This is a genomic window from Streptomyces sp. NPDC036822 (genome assembly GCF_055609145.1).
On sequence record NZ_JBVJPY010000004.1, the window covers coordinates 89,215 to 108,843 of the forward strand.

The 19,629-nt window shown below is 72.1% G+C and carries 19 protein-coding genes; 15 read left to right on the top strand and 4 right to left on the bottom strand.

Annotation, left to right across the window (positions count from 1 at the left end; all coding sequences use genetic code 11):
- The first annotated feature begins 26 nt into the window (after positions 1-26).
- The 7 genes from ACZ68P_RS11025 to ACZ68P_RS11055 all read left to right on the top strand — a co-directional run bounded on the left by ACZ68P_RS11025 (position 27) and on the right by ACZ68P_RS11055 (position 5,398).
- The gene (locus tag ACZ68P_RS11025; RefSeq protein ID WP_471005102.1) at positions 27-659 is read left to right on the top strand and encodes an MBL fold metallo-hydrolase; all 633 of its coding nucleotides are present in this window, start codon (positions 27-29) and stop codon (positions 657-659) included.
- 39 nt (positions 660-698) lie between these two features.
- A complete protein-coding gene (locus ACZ68P_RS11030; protein ID WP_471005103.1) occupies positions 699-1,478 on the top strand; it encodes an exodeoxyribonuclease III in 780 nt (259 codons plus the stop codon).
- Positions 1,479-1,623: 145 nt separating this feature from the next.
- Entirely contained in the window at positions 1,624-2,061 is a 438-nt protein-coding gene (locus ACZ68P_RS11035; protein WP_365714719.1) for a DUF6278 family protein, read from the top strand.
- A gap of 130 nt (positions 2,062-2,191) precedes the next feature.
- Positions 2,192-2,938 (top strand): amino acid ABC transporter ATP-binding protein, encoded by a 747-nt coding sequence (locus ACZ68P_RS11040; RefSeq protein ID WP_471005104.1) that lies wholly within the window; start codon positions 2,192-2,194, stop codon positions 2,936-2,938.
- 15 nt (positions 2,939-2,953) lie between these two features.
- Complete coding sequence (locus ACZ68P_RS11045; protein WP_471005105.1) at positions 2,954-3,868, top strand: glutamate ABC transporter substrate-binding protein; 915 nt, start codon at positions 2,954-2,956, stop codon at positions 3,866-3,868.
- A gap of 16 nt (positions 3,869-3,884) precedes the next feature.
- The gene (locus ACZ68P_RS11050) at positions 3,885-4,529 is read left to right on the top strand and encodes an amino acid ABC transporter permease (RefSeq protein ID WP_471005106.1); all 645 of its coding nucleotides are present in this window, start codon (positions 3,885-3,887) and stop codon (positions 4,527-4,529) included.
- Complete coding sequence (locus ACZ68P_RS11055) at positions 4,526-5,398, top strand: amino acid ABC transporter permease (RefSeq protein ID WP_471005107.1); 873 nt, start codon at positions 4,526-4,528, stop codon at positions 5,396-5,398. Before ACZ68P_RS11050 ends, ACZ68P_RS11055 begins: the two co-directional genes overlap by 4 nt.
- Positions 5,399-5,456: 58 nt before the next feature.
- On the opposite strand, the gene ACZ68P_RS11060 is transcribed toward ACZ68P_RS11055, so the two are convergent.
- Positions 5,457-7,004: an alpha/beta fold hydrolase gene (locus ACZ68P_RS11060; RefSeq protein ID WP_471005108.1), complete on the bottom strand. Its 1,548-nt coding sequence runs from the start codon at positions 7,002-7,004 to the stop codon at positions 5,457-5,459.
- Between the two features lie 125 nt (positions 7,005-7,129).
- Positions 7,130-8,293, bottom strand: a complete 1,164-nt coding sequence (locus ACZ68P_RS11065) for an Ig-like domain-containing protein (protein ID WP_471005109.1) — start codon at positions 8,291-8,293, stop codon at positions 7,130-7,132.
- Between the two features lie 408 nt (positions 8,294-8,701).
- On the opposite strand from ACZ68P_RS11065, the gene ACZ68P_RS11070 reads away from it, so the two are divergent.
- Entirely contained in the window at positions 8,702-9,970 is a 1,269-nt protein-coding gene (locus ACZ68P_RS11070) for a cytochrome P450 (protein ID WP_471005110.1), read from the top strand.
- Here ACZ68P_RS11070 and ACZ68P_RS11075 read toward each other — a convergent pair.
- A complete protein-coding gene (locus ACZ68P_RS11075; RefSeq protein WP_471005111.1) occupies positions 9,942-10,682 on the bottom strand; it encodes a hypothetical protein in 741 nt (246 codons plus the stop codon). The two genes, ACZ68P_RS11070 and ACZ68P_RS11075, sit on opposite strands and share 29 nt — an antisense overlap.
- A 104-nt stretch (positions 10,683-10,786) precedes the next feature.
- Between ACZ68P_RS11075 and ggt the strand changes: the two genes are divergently transcribed.
- Positions 10,787-12,628, top strand: a complete 1,842-nt coding sequence (gene ggt, locus ACZ68P_RS11080; protein ID WP_471005112.1) for a gamma-glutamyltransferase — start codon at positions 10,787-10,789, stop codon at positions 12,626-12,628.
- 64 nt (positions 12,629-12,692) lie between these two features.
- On the opposite strand, the gene map is transcribed toward ggt, so the two are convergent.
- Positions 12,693-13,460: a type I methionyl aminopeptidase gene (map, locus tag ACZ68P_RS11085; RefSeq protein ID WP_471005113.1), complete on the bottom strand. Its 768-nt coding sequence runs from the start codon at positions 13,458-13,460 to the stop codon at positions 12,693-12,695.
- Between the two features lie 32 nt (positions 13,461-13,492).
- On the opposite strand from map, the gene ACZ68P_RS11090 reads away from it, so the two are divergent.
- From ACZ68P_RS11090 to hydA, 6 genes are all read left to right on the top strand, one after another.
- Positions 13,493-13,744 carry a helix-turn-helix domain-containing protein gene (locus ACZ68P_RS11090; RefSeq protein ID WP_365714707.1) on the top strand — a complete coding sequence of 84 codons (252 nt, stop codon included), beginning with the start codon at positions 13,493-13,495 and terminating at the stop codon, positions 13,742-13,744.
- Between the two features lie 33 nt (positions 13,745-13,777).
- On the top strand, positions 13,778-14,158 hold the full coding sequence (locus ACZ68P_RS11095; RefSeq protein WP_471005114.1) for a PPOX class F420-dependent oxidoreductase: 381 nt from the start codon (positions 13,778-13,780) through the stop codon (positions 14,156-14,158).
- Positions 14,159-14,267: 109 nt separating this feature from the next.
- Positions 14,268-15,737 carry a UL36 very large tegument protein gene (locus tag ACZ68P_RS11100; RefSeq protein ID WP_471005115.1) on the top strand — a complete coding sequence of 490 codons (1,470 nt, stop codon included), beginning with the start codon at positions 14,268-14,270 and terminating at the stop codon, positions 15,735-15,737.
- 245 nt (positions 15,738-15,982) lie between these two features.
- Entirely contained in the window at positions 15,983-16,825 is an 843-nt protein-coding gene (locus ACZ68P_RS11105) for a nitrilase-related carbon-nitrogen hydrolase (protein ID WP_365714704.1), read from the top strand.
- Positions 16,822-18,102, top strand: coding sequence for an aspartate aminotransferase family protein (locus ACZ68P_RS11110; RefSeq protein ID WP_471005116.1), 1,281 nt, complete (start codon positions 16,822-16,824; stop codon positions 18,100-18,102). The genes ACZ68P_RS11105 and ACZ68P_RS11110 overlap by 4 nt, the downstream gene beginning before the upstream one ends.
- A gap of 116 nt (positions 18,103-18,218) precedes the next feature.
- Entirely contained in the window at positions 18,219-19,622 is a 1,404-nt protein-coding gene (gene hydA, locus ACZ68P_RS11115; protein ID WP_471005117.1) for a dihydropyrimidinase, read from the top strand.
- Positions 19,623-19,629: the final 7 nt, after the last annotated feature.

Sequence of the window (19,629 nt, forward strand, 5' to 3'; positions counted from 1 at the left end):
TTCCACGCCGTCCGAGGGGGCTCCCCGTGAAGCTGACGAAGAAGTCGCACGCCTGCATCCGCCTGGAGAAGGAGGGCCGGTCCCTCGTCATCGACCCCGGCGGGTTCTCCGAGGAGGACGCCGCCCTCGGCGCCGACGCCGTCCTCGTCACGCACGAGCACCCCGACCACTTCGACGAGAACCGGCTGCGGGCCGGCCTGGAGGCCGACCCCGCGGCCGAGATCTGGACCCTGCGGAGCGTGGCCGAGCAGCTTTCGGCCGCGTTCCCCGGGCGGGTCCACATCGTCGGTGACGGCGACACCTTCACCGCGGCCGGTTTCGAGGTGCAGGTGCACGGCGAGCTGCACGCGGTGATCCACCCGGACATCCCCCGGGTGACCAACATCGGCTTCCTGGTGGACGGCTCGCTCTTCCACCCCGGCGACGCCCTGACCGTCCCGGAACAGCCCGTCGAGACGCTGATGCTCCCGGTCATGGCTCCCTGGAACAAGATCTCCGAGGTCATCGACTACGTCCGCGAGGTCAAGCCGCGCCGGGCCTACGACATCCACGACGCCCTGCTCACGGACCTCGCCCGGCCGATCTACGACCGGCAGATCGGCGCGCTCGGCGGCACCGACCACGGCCGGCTGAGCCCGGGCGACTCCACCGAGGTGTGAACGCGGTGACTGTCACACCCCGCCGTTAGGCTTGCGGCCATGCGCATCGCCACGTGGAACGTCAATTCGATCACCGCCCGGCTGCCCCGCCTCCTGGCCTGGCTGGAGAGCAGCGGCACGGACGTGCTCTGCGTCCAGGAGACCAAGTGCACCGCCGAGCAGTTCCCCACCGACGAGCTGCGCGAGCTGGGGTACGAGTCCGTCGTCAACGCCACCGGCCGGTGGAACGGCGTGGCCCTGCTCTCCAAGGTGGGCCTGGAGGACGTCGTCATGGGCCTGCCCGGCGCGCCCGACTACGAGACCGCGCAGGAGCCGCGCGCCATCTCCGCGACCTGCGGCCCGGTGCGCGTCTGGTCGGTGTACGTGCCCAACGGCCGCGAGGTCGCCCACGAGCACTACGCCTACAAGCTCCGCTGGCTGGAGGCGCTCCAGGCGGCGGTCGCCCAGGACGCGGCGGGCGCGCGACCCTTCGCCGTCCTCGGCGACTACAACATCGCCCCGACCGACGACGACGTCTGGGACATCTCCCTCTTCGAGGGCGCCACCCACGTCACCGAGCCGGAGCGGGCGGCGCTCGCCGGACTGCGGGAGACGGGGCTGACCGACGTGGTCCCGCGCCCCCTCAAGTACGACCACCCCTTCACGTACTGGGACTACCGCCAGCTCTGCTTCCCGAAGAACAAGGGCATGCGGATCGACCTGGTCTACGGCAACAAGCCGTTCGCCGACGCGGTCAAGGACAGCTACGTCGACCGCGAGGAGCGCAAGGGCAAGGGCGCGTCCGACCACGCCCCGGTCGTCGTCGACCTCGACGTCTGAGCCCGCCGGGCCGACGGCCCGACCCCGCGGGCAGCCCGTGCGGCCCCGCGAGGAGCCCCCGGCCGGCCGGCCCGCGCCCCCGGCGCCCGGACGATCTCCGCGCGCCGGGTGGTGCCGGGCGAGGGTGCGGTGCGACGCTGGACGGATGTACATCCCGTTCCTGGACAACTGGCGCAAGCGGCGTGAAGCCGATGACACCCCGCTGGCCGCGGCCTTCGACCGCGATCCGGAGGGGATGGGGGAGCTGCTCGCCGAGTGCGAGCTGCTGCGCGCCAGGGCCCAGGAGGCCGGGGTCGCCCTGGACGACACCCCGCGCTCGCTGGCGGCCATCGACCAACTGCCCCCGCGCTGGCGCGACGACCCGGAGGAGCTGCCCTGGCTGGGCAACGACGCCGGGCTCTATCTGGGGACGGTCATCGTGCGTACGGTGCGCGGCGCGAGCTGGCAGGTGTGGCCGGGCGGGCAGCCCGTCGTGCGCCTCGCCTCCGGCCGGGAGATCAACGTGGTCGAGGCGGGTCTCGACTGGGCGGTGAGCGGGTCGCCCGAACTCTCCCAGGTGTACGCCGAAGCCGCCGAGTACTGACCGGTTTCTCCGTACTTGTGCAGTAAATACGGCTTATCCCTTTCTTATGCGTGTCGGTCGGCAAGTCCCTTTTCGTGCTGGATAGTTTGCGCTGACCTCGACACCGCTGAGAAATGGGGCAGGGCAGCGTATGGCCGTCGTCGATCCGTTGATCGAGCTGCGTGACGTCAACAAGCATTACGGCACGTTGCACGTCCTGCAGGACATCAACCTCACCGTGGGACGCGGGGAGGTGGTGGTGGTCATCGGACCGTCCGGCTCGGGCAAGTCGACCCTCTGCCGGGCGATGAACCGGCTGGAGTCCGTCGAGTCGGGCGAGATCCTCGTCGACGGTCGCCCGCTCCCCGCGGAGGGCAAGGCACTGGCCCGGCTGCGGACCGAAGTCGGCATGGTCTTCCAGTCCTTCAACCTCTTCGCGCACAAGACCGTCCTCGCCAACGTCTCGCTGGCCCAGGTCAAGGTCCGCAAGCGCAGCAAGGAGGAAGCCGACCGGCGCTCGCGCGCACTCCTCGACCGGGTCGGCCTCGCCGCCCACGCGGACAAGTTCCCCGCCCAGCTCTCCGGCGGCCAGCAGCAGCGCGTGGCCATCGCCCGCGCGCTCGCCATGGACCCCAAGGCGCTGCTCTTCGACGAGCCGACGTCCGCCCTCGACCCCGAGATGATCAACGAGGTGCTGGAGGTCATGCGGCAACTCGCCCGCGAGGGCATGACCATGGTCGTCGTCACCCACGAGATGGGCTTCGCCCGCTCCGCCGCCCACCGGGTCGTCTTCATGGCCGACGGCCGCGTCGTCGAGGACCGCACTCCGGAGGACTTCTTCACCGCCCCGCGCAGCGAGCGCGCCAAGGACTTCCTGTCCAAGATCCTCAAACACTGACGGGGAGGGACGCCCATGCACCGTACGAAACGCACCCTCGCCGCCCTCGTGCTCCTGCTCGTCGCGGGCGCGGCGGCCGCCTGCGGCAAGGAGGGCAGCCCGCCGGTCAAGGGGCCGCAGCCCGACGAACTGCCCGTCTACCAGGTCCGGACCGACTTCCGGCTGCCCGACTCCGCGACCTGGCGGAAGGCGAAGGAGCGCGGGCACCTGGTCGTCGGCGCCAAGGAGGACCAGCCCTACATGGGCGAGAAGGACCCGGCCACCGGGACGTACTCCGGCTTCGACATCGAGATCGCCAAGATGATGTCGGCCTCGCTCGGCTTCGACCCCGCCTCCGTCGAGTTCCGCACCATCGCCTCGGCCAACCGCGAGACCGCCCTGCAGAACGGTCAGATCGACTACTACGTCGGCACCTACACGATCAACGCCAACCGCAGGAAACTCGTCGGCTTCGCCGGCCCGTACTACATGGCCGGCCAGTCCCTGCTCGTCCGCGCCGACGAGGACGACGTCGACGGACCCCAGGACCTCGACGGCAAGCGGGTCTGCTCCGCCGCAGGCTCCACCCCGTACCAGCGGATCGAGAAGGACTACCCCAAGGCCGACCTCGTCGCCTACGACACCTACTCGGTCTGCGTCGACAACCTGCTCACCTTCCAGGTCGACGCCGTCACCACGGACGACACCATCCTCATGGGGTACGCCGCCAAGGCGCCGGACGAACTCGAGGTCGTCGGGCGGCCGTTCTCGAAGGAGCCCTACGGCATCGGCGTCCCCCACGACGACACCGCCCTGCGCTTCGCCCTGGACGACGCCCTCGCCGCCCACGAGAAGAACGGCGACTGGAAGAAGGCGTACGACGCGACCCTCGGCCTGTCCGGAGTGCCCGCCCCCATGCCGCCCGCCATCGACCGCTACCCGGCGAACTGAGGAGGAGAGCGGCGACATGGACGTACTGACACAGAACTTCTCCCTCTACGGCGAGGGCTTCCTGGGCACCGTCGAACTCACCGTCTACGCCTCGGCCCTGGCCCTCGTCCTCGGCTTCCTGATGGCGTCGTTCCGGGTCGCCCCGGTCGGGTCCTTCCGGGTCTTCGGCACCGTCTGGGTGACCGTGCTGCGCAACACCCCGCTCACCCTGCTCTTCTTCGCCGTGATGCTCGGCCTGCCCCGCTTCGGTCTCGTCCTCCCCTTCGAGCTGTTCGCGGTCCTCGCGCTCGGCTGCTACACCTCGGCCTTCATCTGCGAGGCGCTGCGCTCCGGCATCAACACCGTGCCGCGCGGCCAGGGGGAGGCGGCGCGGAGCCTCGGCATGACCTTCGGGCAGACCCTGGGCGCCGTCGTCCTGCCCCAGGCGTTCCGCTCGGTCATCCCGCCCATCGGCTCCACGCTCATCGCGCTCGCCAAGAACTCGGCCATCGCCGGGGCCTTCAGCGTCACCGAACTCCTCGGCACCTACAAGACGCTGAGCGAACTCGGCTACAACATCGTCTGGACCTTCGTCTGGATCGCCGTCGGCTACCTGATCATCACCCTCACCATCAGCGCGATCTTCAACATCCTGGAGAAGCGCTGGGGAGTCGCCCGATGAGCCAGTCCACCGCCCTGTACGACATCCCGGGCCCGAGCACCCGGCGCCGCCACCGGCTCTACGGCGTCCTCTCCACCGTGGTGCTCCTGGCCCTCGCCGGCTGGATCCTGTACCTCCTCTTCGACACCGGGCAGTTCACCGCGACCAAGTGGGCGCCGTTCGCCTACGAGGGCATCCAGGAGCTGCTGCTGCGCGGTCTCGGCAACACCCTCAAGGCCTTCGCCTACGCCTCGGTGCTCTCCCTCGTGCTCGGCGGGATCCTGGCCTGCGGGCGCCTCTCCGAGCACCGGGTCCTGCGCTGGATCTCGACCCTCTTCGTCGAGTTCTTCCGCGCCATGCCCGTGCTGGTGATGATCTTCTTCATCTTCGTGGCGCTGAAGGTCCAGCCGCTCCCCGCGCTCGTCGCCGGGCTGACCCTCTACAACGGCTCGGTGCTGGCGGAGGTCTTCCGTACCGGAGTCCACTCGGTCGACCGCGGGCAGCGGGAGGCGGCGTCCGCGCTCGGCATGCGCAAGACGCAGGTCATGACCTACGTCCTCGTCCCCCAGGCGCTGCGCGCGATGCTGCCGACCATCATCAGCCAGCTGGTGGTGGCGCTCAAGGACACCTCGCTCGGATTCCTCATCACCTACGAGGAGTTCCTGCACGCGGGCAAGCTGATCGCGTCGAACCTGGACTACGACCTGCCGTTCATTCCGGTGGTGATGGTGATCTCGGCGGTCTACATCGGGATGTGCCTGCTGCTGTCGTGGTTCGCCACCTGGGTGGCGCGCAAGGAGCGCCGCAACCCCAAGACGAAGGCCGTGGACCTCCCCCCGCCCGACCGGGGGACGCTGCTGCCGGGCGGGGGTCCTCCCACGGGCGCGTAGGGCACCGCGGCCGCGGCGCCCCGCGAGGGGGCCGTACCCGTCCGGCAGCAGCCGGTGATCACTCCTCCCGCAGCGGGACCGACACGTACGACGGGTCGGCCGCCGGCGAGGAGAAGGTCAGCTGTGCGCCGGTCGGGTTGTGCTCGATGTAGAGCGGGTCGACCGTGTCGACGACCACGGCGAGACGGTGGCCGGCCGGCACGTCGTAGGCCGTGGAGAACAGGTCCAGGTTGACGGTGAACGGCGTGCCGGGCGTCTTCCCGTGGAAGGTGTACGGGGCGTTGCTGACCAGCTTGCCGAGGCCGAGCGGGCCCACGTCGTAGAGGTACGCGACGAGGGTGCCGCTCTCCTTGGTGGAGGTGACCGTGGTGTGCAGCCTGGCCGTGCCGCGCACCTTCTGGACGGTGTCGTGGCGCTCGGACTGCCAGACGCCGGTGAAGGCGCGGGGGAGGAGGGGGATGGACGCGACGGGCGGGGCCTGGAGGAACTGGTCCAGGAGGTTGGAGAGGAGGACGACTCCGCCGTTGGCCCCGGAGTCGACGTTGGCCCAGATCCTCTGCGAGCCCCCCAGCGCGATCCTGCGCTGGTCGGCTCCCACCGACTTCCAGTCGGGGTAGCCCTCGTAGCCGCCGTCGGAGCGGGGCTTGAGCTGGACGGGCTGCTCGCGGTCGATGCCGTTGTCGGCGCCCTTGAGATGACGGTCGAACCAGCGGTGGGCGTTGGTCCAGGTGTCGTTGGGCAGGCCGAGCAGGCCGGTCGCCTCGGCCGTGGCGTGGTCGCCGGGGCGGAACTCCAGGCGCTTGGGGCCCTGGAGCTTCTCGTAGAAGGACGCGTACTGGTTGGGCGGGAAGATGGTGTCGCCCCAGGCGTTGCCGAGCATGATTGCGGCGCCGTTGGCGTTGATCCGGTCCAGGTGGGTGACGGCCGAGCGCTTCGCTCCCCAGGCGATCATCTCCTCCTCCTTGGCGAGGTTGGAGGAGAGGAAGTCGCCGAGGACGCTCTGGAGTTCGGGTCCGGGGCGGCCGGTGAGATGGCCGGCGCCGCCGAGCAGGGCGGCGGCCTGGAGGTGCTGGGTGCGGCCGCTGTAGATCGACTCGATGAGGTCGGCCCAGCCGCTCAGCGCGGCGACGGCCTTGACGCGCTTGTCGTACGCGGAGGTGAGCAGGCTGATCCCGGCGCCGTACGAGACGCCCGCCATGCCGACCTTGTCGGGATCGGCCGGGGTGTGGGCGAGCGCCCAGTCGATGACCTTGGTGGCGTCGGCGATGTCCTTGGGCCCCGCGGTCTCGATCTCGCCGCCGGACTGCCAGAACCCGCGCGAGTTGTACGCGACCACGACGTAGCCGGAGTCGGCGAGCTTCCTGGCCTGGGCGAGGTACTCGATCTGGGGCATGGCCCAGCTGGTGGGCAGCACGATGACGGGGTAGCGGGCGGAGCCGTCGGCGCCGGCCGGGGTGACGACGTTGGCCTTGAGGACGGTGCCGCCGTCGCTGGCGATGTCCACGAAGCGGATGCCGGTCTCCGCGGCGTGGGCGACGGGGGCGAGCCCGAGCGCCGTCCCCGCCACGAGAGCGGCCGAGACGGCGAGGGCCAGGGGTATGCGCACGGGTCACTCCTCACTGGGGTGTCACTGATGGGGGGCAGTGAAAGTGACCCGACGGTAACCGGGATGCCTTACCCGGGGTAACTGGTCGGTAAGTTACGTGGCGGTAACGATTATTGGACGCGGTGTCAGTTACCCGCGCTCGTGGCGCGCCACTCCTCCCACGACAGGTTCCACGCGCCGTAGCCGTTGTTCAGGGCCTGCGTCCCCTTGGCGTCGGAGCCGGTGATCTCGAACGGGTCGCCGACCCGCACCGCGTCGTACACGGCCCGCGCGTCGGCGTCGCTCATGCCGATGCAGCCGGAGCTCCGGTTGGCGGTGCCGAAGTAGGCCGCGTTCCAGGGCGCCGCGTGGGCGTACATGCCCGACCAGGTCAGCCGCATCGAGTAGTCGACCATCTTGTCGTAGGCGTCGCCGAGCCCGACGGTCTCGGAGCGCATGTTGATGGTGCCCTCCTTGGACATGAGCACCGTCCTGCCGCGCCAGGACGCCTTCTCCCCGCCCGGTGTGCCGGCCGACACGGGCACGTCCTTCACGACGGCGCCGTCCCGCACCAGGATCAGCCGGTGACGGTCGAGGTCGACCTTGACGACCTGCGCGCGGCCGATGCCGAACGTGGTGGTGTAGTCACGGACGAACCAGCCGCCGGCCCCGGAGTCGACGTCGTTCAGCCGGGCGTCCAGGGTGACCCGGGTGCCGGGCTTCCAGTACTCCTTCGGCCGCCAGTCGACCCTGTCCTTGCCGGACCAGTCCCGCATCCAGCCCCAGGAGCCCTCGGTGCGGTTCGAGGTGGTGACCACCAGCTGCTTCTCGACCTCGGCCCTGTTCTTCACCGGGTGGTCGAAGACGATCGACAGCGGCTGGCCGATGCCGACGGTGGTGTCCTTGCCGGGCGCCAGCGTCAGCTTGTTGACCTTCTCGGCCCGGGCGGTGGTGAAGCCGGCCGTGGCGCTGCCGCCGGCCGCGTCCTTCGCCGCGACCGCGTAGGCCGTCCCCGGGGCGGCCTTGCGCGCGGAGGTCCAACTCCGTCCGTCGGGCGCCACCTTGCCGTCGAGCCGCCCGCCCCGGGAGTCGGTCACCTCGACCCGCGCGAGACGCCCCTCGGCGAGGCGGACGACCACCGGCTCGCCCGCCGGGGCCCGCTCGCCGGTGAGGTTCACCGATATCCGCGTCACCGGCGGCGCCCCCTTGCCGTCGTCGGCCGGCGTCGGCCCGCCGGAACACGAGGTGAGGGCGGCCAGGCCGACTCCCACGGCGGCGGTGAGCAGGGGGCGCGGGCGTATGCGGTTCACGTGGGACGACCTCCGGGTGTGGATCTCTTACGCGGGGCAAGAGGGCCACGGAACCGAAAGGGTTGCGACAATCCGATCCTTTTCCCCGATGTCGGATGTGAGACGGGACACCACCCCGCCCGCTACCGGGACCGCAGCGGCGCGCGATCGATCCCAGCATCGCCGCATCCCCACCGCGTGACCGCCCGTCCCGGTGACCTCGGTGGACACGGCCCGCCGGACCGGGACGCGCGCCCCGGCTCTCCGCGCGGAGGTCGACGGTCGCGTGCCCGTCGATGTACGGCAGTGCGGCGGTCCCCCTCGAACGTCCCCCTCCGCGCCGACGCGGGCGTCCGCGCCACGGCAGGTATCCGCCCCCGCTCACGGGATCGCCCCCGTGGCCCGGTGACCCGTGCCAGGCTGTGGTCCGTGGAGAGTGCGAGCGACGTGGCCGGCCCGCCCGGCGTCCCCGATGTCTTCGACCCCCGCGTCTACGCCCGAGGGCTGCCCCACCCGGCCTTCCGGATCCTGCGCGACCGGTATCCGGTCGCCCGGCAGGAGGAGTACGAGGTGCTCGGCTGGCCCCCCGGCCCCGGCTTCTGGGCCGTGACCCGCCACGCGGACGTCGTACGGGTGCTCAAGGACGCCTCGACGTTCTCCTCGCACCTCGGCGCCACGCAGATCCGCGACCCCGAACCCGCCGACCTGCCGTTCATCCGGCGCATGATGCTCAACCAGGACCCGCCGGACCACGGCCGTCTGCGACGGCTGGTCAGCCGGGCGTTCACCCCCGGACGGATCGAACGGTTCGCGGCGACAGCCCGCGAGCGGGCCCGGACGCTGCTGGCCGCCGCGGCGCAGGCGGGGCCGGAGGTCGACCTCGTCCGCCAGTTCACCGACGACTACGCCCTGCTCAACCTCACCGACCTGCTCGGCGTGCCCGCCGCGGACCGGGGACTGCTCCTCGCCTGGACCGAGCGGGTCATCGCCTACCAGGACCCCGACCAGCCGCCCGTCCTCGACCACGAGGGCCGGCCCGTCAACCCGCGCTCACCCGCCATGCTGGCCGAGATGTTCTCCTACGCCCAGGACCTGGCCGCGCACAAGCGGAGGCATCCGGCGGACGACGTCATGACCGCGCTGGCCACCGGCGAACTCCGGGACGCGGAGCTGGAGATGTTCTTCTTCCTGCTGACCGTCGCCGGCAACGACACCGTCCGCTCCGCGGCCCCCGGCGGACTGCTCGCCCTCGCCGGGAACCCGGACGAGCGCCGACGGCTGTGGAGCGGCGAGGTGCCCGTGGACCGGGCGGTGGAGGAGCTCCTGCGCGTCCACCCGCCCGTGCTCTCCTTCCGGCGCACCGCCGCCCACGCCACCGAACTCGCCGGTCAGGCCATCGCCGCCGGAGACAAGGTCGTCGTCTTCCACGCCTCCGCCAACCACGACGAGCGCGTCTTCCCCGCCCCCCACCGGCTCGACCTCGGCCGGAACCCCAACCCCCACGTCTCCTTCGGGGACGGCCCGCACGTCTGCCTCGGCGCCCACTTCGCCCGGCTGCAGCTGCGGGTCCTGCACGAGGAGGTGAGGGCCGCGGCGGCGCGGGGCACCCTCACCGGCCTCACCCCGGCAGGCCCGCCCCGCCGCCTGGTCTCCAACTTCGTCAACGGCATCACGTCGCTGCCGCTTCGGGTGCGCTAGCCGTCCGCGCCTCCCGCGCCTGCCGGGTCACGTCGGCGACCAGCTCCACCACGTCGGGTCCGTACGCCTCGGAGTTGACCACCTTCAGGAGGAGGACGAAGGGCCCGGAGCCGTACTTCCGCGCCAGCTTCTCGTGGTGCCGGGCCAGATACCGCGTCGCGGCCTGGTTCGTGACCGCGTACTGGCCGCAGAACAGGAAGACCGGCAGGCCGCCCTCGCCCCCGGTGAGCCGGGCGAGGAGGGCGTACTCGGTGTTCCCGGGGTCGGCCCGGTACGTCTCCTCGCCGATCGTGAACATGCCCCGGTCCGCGACCGGCTCCGACTCCACGTTGACCGTGAGTCCCGGCAGCAGGGACCCGAGGTGGGCAGCCATCCGCCGGTTGGAGTAGGGGCCGCCGACGCAGAACTCCGCCCGGTCGCCCAGCCCCTGCCGGGCCATGTCGTGCTGGACTATCTCCGGCCGCGCACCGCAGTCCTTGATCAGGGCGGAGAGTTCGAGCAGCGCGGACACGTCGACGTTGTGCACCGCCCTCTCGCTGCCCGCCTTGCGGTTCACCACGAGCAGGCAGTCGGAGCCCCCGGTCAGGCCGAAGAACGCCTGCTTGCGCCGGAGCTTGCGGCGCCAGAGATACGTCCGGGCCAGCCAGCCCAGCGACGCGCTGACGCCGGTCGCGAGCACGCCGAGGACGACATTGCGCAGGTCTTCATTCATGGGCGCGCATGCTAGCGGGGGAGCGGCGCCGTGTTCGAGGCGGTCCTGACGACGGGCTCTCCCGGAAGTTACGCTGCGCGGACGGCTCTTGACTGGAGGTAGGGATGCGTCGTTCCGTCGCCCGGAAGGGGTCGGCTCTCGTCGTCGCCGCGACCGTACTGCTCTCGGTGGGGGCGGCGGCCCCGCCGACCGCCACCGGGGCCTCGGCCGGGACCCCGGCGCCCGCCGCGACCGGCGCCCCGCCCCCGGTGAAGGTACCGGTCGCGGTCGGATACGGGGGAGCCGTCGCCAGCGTCGACGCGGACGCCTCCGCCGCCGGGATCGAGGTGCTCCGCGACGGCGGCAACGCGGTCGACGCGGCGGTCGCCGTGGCCGCGGCCCTCGGCGTCACCGAACCGTACTCGGCCGGCATCGGAGGCGGCGGCTACCTCGTCCACTACGACGCCGAGACCCGTTCCGTGCGCACCGTCGACGGCCGCGAGACCGCCCCGCTGTCGGCGGACGCGGGCCTCTTCCTGGAGGACGGCAAGCCCCTCCCCTTCGAGGAGGCCATGACCAGCGGCCGGAGCGTCGGCACCCCCGGCACCCCGGCGACCTGGCGGACCGCCCTCGACGCCTGGGGCAGCAAGCCGCTGCGCCGCCTTCTCGAACCGGCCACGCGGCTGGCCCGGGAGGGCTTCACCGTCGACCCGACCTTCCGCGCCCAGACGGCCGCCAACGAGGCCCGGTTCCGCGACTTCCCCGCCTCCTCGAAGCTCTTCCTGCCGGGCGGAGCCCTGCCCGTCGTCGGCTCCACCTTCACCAACCCGGATCTCGCCCGTACGTACGAGAAGCTCGGCCGGGAAGGTGTCGGCGCGCTCTACCGCGGACCGCTGGCCCGGGACATCGTCGACACGGTGCGCAGGCCGCCGGTGCGGCAGGGCGCTACGCGGGTCGTCCGCGCCGGAGACCTGACGGAGCATGACCTGCGGGCCTACGAGACCGTACGGCGCCTGCCCACGAAGGTCTCGTACCGCGGCCTCGACGTCTACGGCATGGCCCCCTCGTCCTCCGGTGGCACCAGCGTCGGCGAGGCGCTCAACATCCTGGAGCGCACCGACCTCTCCGCCGCCTCCCAGGCCGGGTACCTGCACCGCTTCATCGAGGCGAGCCGGATCGCGTTCGCCGACCGGGGCCGCTGGGTCGGCGACCCGGCCTTCGAGGACGTCCCCGTACGCGGCCTGCTCTCACAGCGGTTCGCCGACTCCCGGGCGTGCCTGATCCGCGACGACGCCGTCCTGACCAGCCCGCTCGCCCCCGGCGACCCGCGCCACCCGGCCGACTGCGCGAGCGGCGGGACGGCGGCGCCGACCACGTACGAGGGCGAGAACACGACGCATCTCACCGTGGCGGACAAGTGGGGCGACGTCGTCGCCTACACGCTGACCATCGAGTCGACCGGCGGCAGCGGGATCACCGTGCCGGGGCGCGGCTTCCTGCTCAACAACGAGCTGACCGACTTCTCCTTCGCCCCGGCGAACCCGGCGGTCCACGACCCGAACCTGCCCGGACCCGGCAAGCGGCCCCGTTCGTCCATGGCCCCGACCATCGTGCTCGACCGGCACGGGCGGGCGGTGCTCGCCCTGGGGTCCCCCGGCGGGGCGACGATCATCACCACCGTGCTGCAGACGCTGACCGGCGTCGTCGACCTGGGGCTCCCTCTCGTCGACGCGATCGCGGCGCCCCGGGCCAGTCAGCGCAACCAGACGACGACGGAACTCGAACCGGGCCTCTGGAACAGCCCGCTGAAGGGCGAGCTGGAGGCGATCGGCCACGCCTTCCGGCAGAACCCGGAGATCGGTGCGGCGACGGGCGTGCAACGCCTGCCGGACGGCCGCTGGGTGGCGGCGGCGGAGACGGTACGCAGGGGCGGCGGCTCGGCGATGGTCGTACGGCCCCGGGGGTGAACGGCCGGGGGACGGCCGGCGGCCCCGGTGGCATGAGCTCCCCCGGGGTCGCTGCCGCCGGGCTCTAGAGGGCCGTCAGGATCCTGGGGCCGCCGTCGGTGATCGCCACCGTGTGTTCGGTGTGGGCCGCGCGGGAGCCGTCCAGGGTGCGGACCGTCCAGCCGTCCGCGGCCGTGTAGTGGTGGTCCCCGCCGCCGGCGATCAGCATCGGCTCGATCGCGATGACCATGCCGTGGCGCAGCGGCATGCCCCGGCCCGGGCGTCCCTCGTTGGGGACGCCCGGGTCCTCGTGCATGCTGCGGCCGATGCCGTGGCCGCCGAAGCCGTCCGCGATGCCGTAGCCCGCGCGGCGGCACACCCGGCCGACGGCATGGGCGATGTCGCCGATGCGGTTGCCGACGACGGCCGCGCCGATGCCGGCCTCCAGTGCCGCGTACGCCGTGTCGATCAGGCGGGTGTCCTCGGCCCGGGCGCGGCCGACGGTGAAACTGACGGCCGCGTCGCCCACCCAGCCGCCGAGGGTGGCGCCGCAGTCGATGGACACGAGGTCCCCGTCCGCGAGGGGGCGGTCGTCCGGGATGCCGTGCACGATCGCGTCGTTCACCGAGGCGCACACGACGGCCGGGAACGGTACCGGGGTCCAGTCGGGGTGGTACCCCAGGAACGGCGAGCCCGCCCCGGCCTCGTCGAGCACCGCCCGGGCGACCCGGTCCAGTTCGACGAGGGTGACCCCCGGCGCCGCCTTCTCCCGTACCGCCGCCAGCGCGTGGGCGACGACCCTTCCCGCCTCGCGCATCGCCTGCAGGGACATGTCGGTCTTGATCTCCACCATGCCAATTACTATACCGGTATTAGAATGGTGTCATGGTGCGCACCCCCTTGACCCCGGAAGAGCGTGAACGCGGCGAGCGGCTCGGGCTGCTGCTGCGCGAGGCGCGCGGCGGCCGGTCCATGGCCGAGATCGCCTCGGCCGCGGGCCTCTCCGCCGAGACGCTACGCAAGATCGAGACCGGACGGGCCCCGACCCCCGCCTTCTTCACCGTCGCGGCCCTGGCCGGAGTCCTCGGCCTCTCCCTCGACGAGGTCGTCACGCGCTGTGCGCTGGTGCCGGTCTGATCCCGTCCGGGCCGGTGGCATAGCCTCGGCCGCATGATGCCCGAGGAGCTGCGACGCGGCCGCTACGTCAGCCTGACCACCTTCCGCAGGAACGGGACCGGGGTGGCGACTCCCGTCTGGTACGCGGTGGAGGGCGACGCGCTGTACGCGTGGACCCGCACCGACTCCTGGAAGGTCAAGCGGCTGCGCAACGACCCCCGGGTCGTCGTCGCCCCCTGTGACGTGCGCGGAAACGTCGACGCGGGCGCGGTCCCCGTCGAGGGGACCGCCCGTCTCGTGGAGGGGGAGGAGCTGCGCCGGATACGCAGGCTGCTCGCCCGGAAGTACACCTGGCAGTTCTGGCTCGTCGACTGGCCGGCCATGGTCGCCCGCCTCGGCAAGCGGCCGCACACGGGCATCGCCGTGACGTTCTGACGGACGGGTCGCCGCACGAAAACCGTCCGTAGCCGTCTCGTAACACCACTGCGGTCGAATACCCGCGGACCGGAAGGTTCCATTCGAGGGTGTGGGCGGTGCGGGCTGTATGACGGTTTATCAACTCCCGGCGGAGACGGCGGCGTTCGCGCGCTGCCTCAGAGACCTGGCGGCCCGTCTGAAGCCGGACGAGGGCTGGTACGGCGTCTTCGTGAGCCGCGAGCCGGAAGGGCTCCGAGCCTGCTTCGACGGCACGGAGATCATGCCCTGGGACCTCGTGGCGTCCCTCCTTCAGGACGCGGGCGAGGACCCCGCAGGCCCCCGGGCCGTGCGGGCCAGGGCCCTGTACGCGGCGGCGGCCGCGGCCCACGACCGGCGCCCGGGTGGCGCGGAGGCCCTGCGTGAGCGCCGGGAGCTGCGGGAGCGGGAGCGGCGGTACGCGGAGAGCCGCCTGCTGGAACTGGGCGCCCGGCTCGGGGCGGCTCCGGCCTCCCCGGACGCGCCCCGGCTCCGCAACGAACTGGCCTGGTGCCGGGACGACCACAGCCGGGCGACGGCCCGGATCGCCGCACTGACCACCCGTCTGGCCCGCCTGACCGTCACCGCGACCGGGGCGGGCGGCGCCCCCGGAACCGGGGCGGCGCCCCAAGCCCCCGCCCGCCCCGCAACCGGCGCCGACTTCGCACCCGCCCCCGCAACCGGCGCCGACTTCGCACCTGCCCCCGCAATCGGCATCACCTCCTTCCCCGGCGCCGACTTCGCACCCGCACCCGGAACCGGGGCCACTCCCGCCCCCGGCGGCGCCACGGGCGCCGGAGGGCGTGGGGCCTCCGCCAGCCCTCCCCGGGCCGCGGACCCCGCCCCGGTCAAGCGTCGCCCCCGAGGCGCCCGGTACGCCTGGATGGACGAGGGCGACGAGGCTCCGCCGGCCGTCGCGGTGCCCCAGGTCGCCATGGACGCCCCGGCCGCGCCGCGCGGCGCCCGGTTCGGCGGAACCGCGACCACCGCCGCTCCCCGGCCCCGTACCCCTTCCGCGGGCGCCGTCGAAGAGGCGGCACGCGCCGCGGGGAACGCGGTCTACGCCCTGGGCCGGCTGCGCGCCCAGGGCCGCAGCGGCGAGGCGCACGCCCTGCTCTGCGAGGCGCTCGCCGGTCCGCCCGACTGGCTGCCCGCGCTCGCCGCGGAACTGCACCGGGCGGGGCTCGGCGCGGACTGGTCCACCCTTCTCTGGGAGGCGGCCACGCTGCCGCCCGGCCCGCTCGCCGCCGTCGCCGGGGCGCTCGCGGACGCGGGCCGGGACGAGGACTGCGATCAGCTGCTCCGCCAGGGCGTCGCCCGTCCCGTCGACGAGCTGGCGGGCGCGTGCGCCGCCCTGCGCGCCGAGGGGCGCCACCGCGAGGCGCGGGCCCTCCTGGCCGCCTTCGTCCGGGTCCACACCCCCGAGGAGGCCGCCCGGCTCGCGGGCGTCGACCCGCGGACGCTGGTGCCGCAACTCCTCGACGCCGCCGGGTCGGTGTCCCCGGCGTGCGCGCGCGACCTGTCGCACGCGCTGCGGGTCGCCGGATTCGGGGGAGTCTGACGACCCCGTCCCTCGCCGCGGCACCCGCGCCGCTCCTCCCGGCACCGGTCACACCGGTCACACCGGAACAGCCCGGGACGTGTCGGTGCGTGTCCGACGTGGACCACTCGGGTATGAAACATGATCGACTCCGTTGCTTCGCGGCGGCGGTCTTGCTCCGGGGTGTGACGGGGCTTACGTTCTCCTCCTACGCACCGCGTCTACGTGCGTAGAGGCTCTCTGACGCCGTGCCGAAGGAGCAGCTCATGACCGCTGTCGTACGCGCCGCACTCGTCCAGGCGACCTGGACGGGCGACACCGAATCCATGATCGCCAAGCATGAGGAGCACGCCCGGGAGGCGGCCCGGCAGGGTGCCAAGGTCATCGGGTTCCAGGAGGTCTTCAACGCCCCCTACTTCTGCCAGGTGCAGGAGCCCGAGCACTACCGCTGGGCCGAACCGGTCCCCGACGGGCCCACCGTCCTGCGCATGCGCGAGCTCGCCCGCGAGACCGGCATGGTGATCGTCGTCCCCGTCTTCGAGATCGAGGACTCCGGCTTCTACTACAACACCGCCGCCGTGATCGACGCGGACGGCTCCTACCTCGGCAAGTACCGCAAGCACCACATCCCCCAGGTCAAGGGCTTCTGGGAGAAGTACTACTTCCGCCCCGGGAACGCCGGCTGGCCGGTCTTCGACACCGCCGTCGGCAAGGTCGGCGTCTACATCTGCTACGACCGGCACTTCCCCGAGGGCTGGCGTCAACTCGGTCTCAATGGCGCCCAGTTGGTTTACAACCCATCCGCGACGCACCGCGGCCTCTCGTCCCACCTCTGGCAGCTGGAACAGCCCGCGGCCGCCGTCGCCAACGAGTACTTCGTCGCCGCCATCAACCGCGTCGGCCAGGAGGAGTACGGGGACAACGACTTCTACGGCACCAGCTACTTCGTCGACCCCCGCGGCCGGTTCGTCGGCGACCTCGCCTCGGACAAGGCCGAGGAACTCGTCGTCCGGGACCTCGACTTCGGTCTGATCGAGGAGGTCCGGCAGCAGTGGGCGTTCTACCGCGACAGGCGCCCCGACGCGTACGACGGGCTGGTGAGCCCGTGAGCGGCCTCCACGACCGGCACAAGGCGGTCATCCCCGACTGGGTGGCCCTGTACTACCGGGACCCCCTCGAGATCACCCACGGCGAGGGCCGCCACGTCTGGGACGCCGAGGGCCGTCGGTACCTCGACTTCTTCGGCGGCATCCTCACCACCATGACCGCCCACGCCCTGCCCGAGGTCACCAAGGCCGTCGCCGAGCAGGCCGGGCGGATCATCCACGCGTCCACGCTCTACCTCAACCGCCCGATGGTGGAACTCGCCGAGCGGATCGCCGCCCTCTCCGGCATCCCGGACGCCCGCGTCTTCTTCACCACCTCCGGGACCGAGGCCAACGACACGGCGCTGCTGCTGGCGACCACGTACCGCCGTTCGAACCAGATCCTGGCGATGCGCAACAGCTACCACGGGCGCTCCTTCTCCACCGTCGGCATCACCGGCAACCGTTCCTGGTCTCCCACCGGGCTCTCCCCGCTCCAGACCCTCTACGTCCACGGCGGGGTCCGCACCCGCGGTCCGTACGCCCGGCTCACCGACGACCGTTTCATCGAGGCCTGCGTGGCCGACCTCGAGGACCTCCTCGGGCACACCCGGGACGTCGCCGCGCTGATCGCGGAACCCATCCAGGGCGTCGGCGGCTTCACCTCCCCGCCCGACGGGCTCTACGCCGCCTTCCGCCGCGTCCTCGACCGGCACGGCATCCTCTGGATCTCCGACGAGGTGCAGACCGGCTGGGGCCGCACCGGCGACCACTTCTGGGGCTGGCAGGCCCACGACCAGGCCGGCCCGCCCGACATCCTCACCTTCGCCAAGGGCATCGGCAACGGCATGTCCGTCGGCGGGGTCGTCGCCCGTGCCGACGTCATGAACTGCCTCGACGCCAACTCCATCTCCACCTTCGGCGGTTCCCCCGTCACCATGGCCGCCGGTCTGGCCAACCTCGGCCACCTCCTGGAACACGACCTCCAGGGCAACGCCCGGCGCGTCGGAGGACTCCTCCTGGAACGGCTGCGCGCCGTCGGCGCCGGGGTGGAGGCGGTACGGGAGGTCCGCGGCCGCGGCCTGATGATCGGCATCGAACTGACCGTGCCCGGCACCGACGAGGCGAACCCGGAGGCGGCCGCCGCCGTCCTGGAGGCCGCCCGCGAGAACGGGCTGCTCATCGGCAAGGGAGGCGGCCACAGCACCAGCTCCCTGCGCATCGCCCCGCCGCTCTCGCTCACCGTCGCCGAGGCCGAGGAGGGGGCCGCGATCCTCGAAGAGGCGCTCCGCTCCCTGTAGCCCTTCGCCCACGCACCCTCGCCCCGTCGCCGCCCCGCGGCCCGTGCCCCCCAGTCCCTGCCCTGAAGTCCCTCGCACCCCAGCGCACCCACCCGGTTCCTGTCAGGGGGAGACCCGTGAGTACCCGTACCCTCATCCGCGGCGGACTGGTCGTCACCGCCGCCGACGAGCTGCACGCCGACGTCCTCATCGAGGACGGCCGCATCGCCGCCCTCGCCACGCACGGCTCCGACGCCGCCGCCCGGTGGACCGCCGAGCGGACCATCGACGCCACCGACCGCTACGTCATCCCCGGCGGCGTCGACGCGCACACGCACATGGAACTGCCCTTCGGAGGCACCTCCGCCTCCGACACCTTCGAGACCGGAACCCGCGCCGCCGCCTGGGGCGGCACCACCACCATCGTCGACTTCGCCGTCCAGACCGTCGGACACACCCTGCGCGAAGGACTCGACACCTGGTACGCCAAGGCGGACGGCGTCTGCGCCGTCGACTACGCGTTCCACATGATCCTCTCCGACGTCAACGAGCACACGCTCAAGGAGATGGACAAGCTCGTCGAGGAGGGTGTCACCTCCTTCAAGCTCTTCATGGCCTACCCGGGTGTCTTCTACAGCGACGACGGGCAGATCCTGCGCGCCATGCAGCGCTCCGCGGGCAACGGCGGGCTGATCATGATGCACGCCGAGAACGGCATCGCGATCGACGTCCTCGTCGAGCAGGCGCTGGCCCGGGGGGAGACCGATCCGCGCTACCACGGCGAGGTCCGCCGGGTGCTCCTGGAGGCCGAGGCCACCCACCGGGCCATCCAGCTCGCCCGGGTGGCCGGGGCGCCCCTCTACGTCGTCCACGTCTCCGCCGACGAGGCGGTGCGGGAGCTGGCCGCCGCCCGGGACATGGGGCTGAACGTCTTCGGCGAGACCTGCCCGCAGTACCTCTTCCTCTCCACCGACAACCTCGCCGAGCCCGGCTTCGAGGGCGCGAAGTACGTCTGCTCCACGCCCTTGCGCCCCCGTGAACACCAGGAGGCCCTCTGGCGCGGCCTGCGGACCAACGACCTCCAGGTCGTCTCCACCGACCACTGCCCCTTCTGCTTCGCCGGCCAGAAGGAACTCGGCCGCGGCGACTTCTCCAAGATCCCCAACGGCCTCCCCGGCGTCGAGAACCGGATGGACCTGCTCCACCAGGCCGTCGTCGACGGGCACCTCACCCGCCGCCGCTGGATCGAGATCGCCTGCGCGACCCCGGCGCGCATGTTCGGCCTCTATCCGCAGAAGGGCACCCTGGCCCCCGGCGCGGACGCCGACGTCGTCATCTACGACCCGCACGTCCGGCAGACGCTCTCGGCGCGGACCCACCACATGAACGTCGACTACTCCGCGTACGAGGGGAAGACCGTCACCGGACAGGTCGAGACCGTCCTCTCGCGCGGCGAGGTCGTCATCGACAAGCGGGAGTACACCGGCCGGGCCGGACACGGCTGCTTCATCCCCCGCTCCACCTGTCAGTACCTGAACTAGGAGAAGC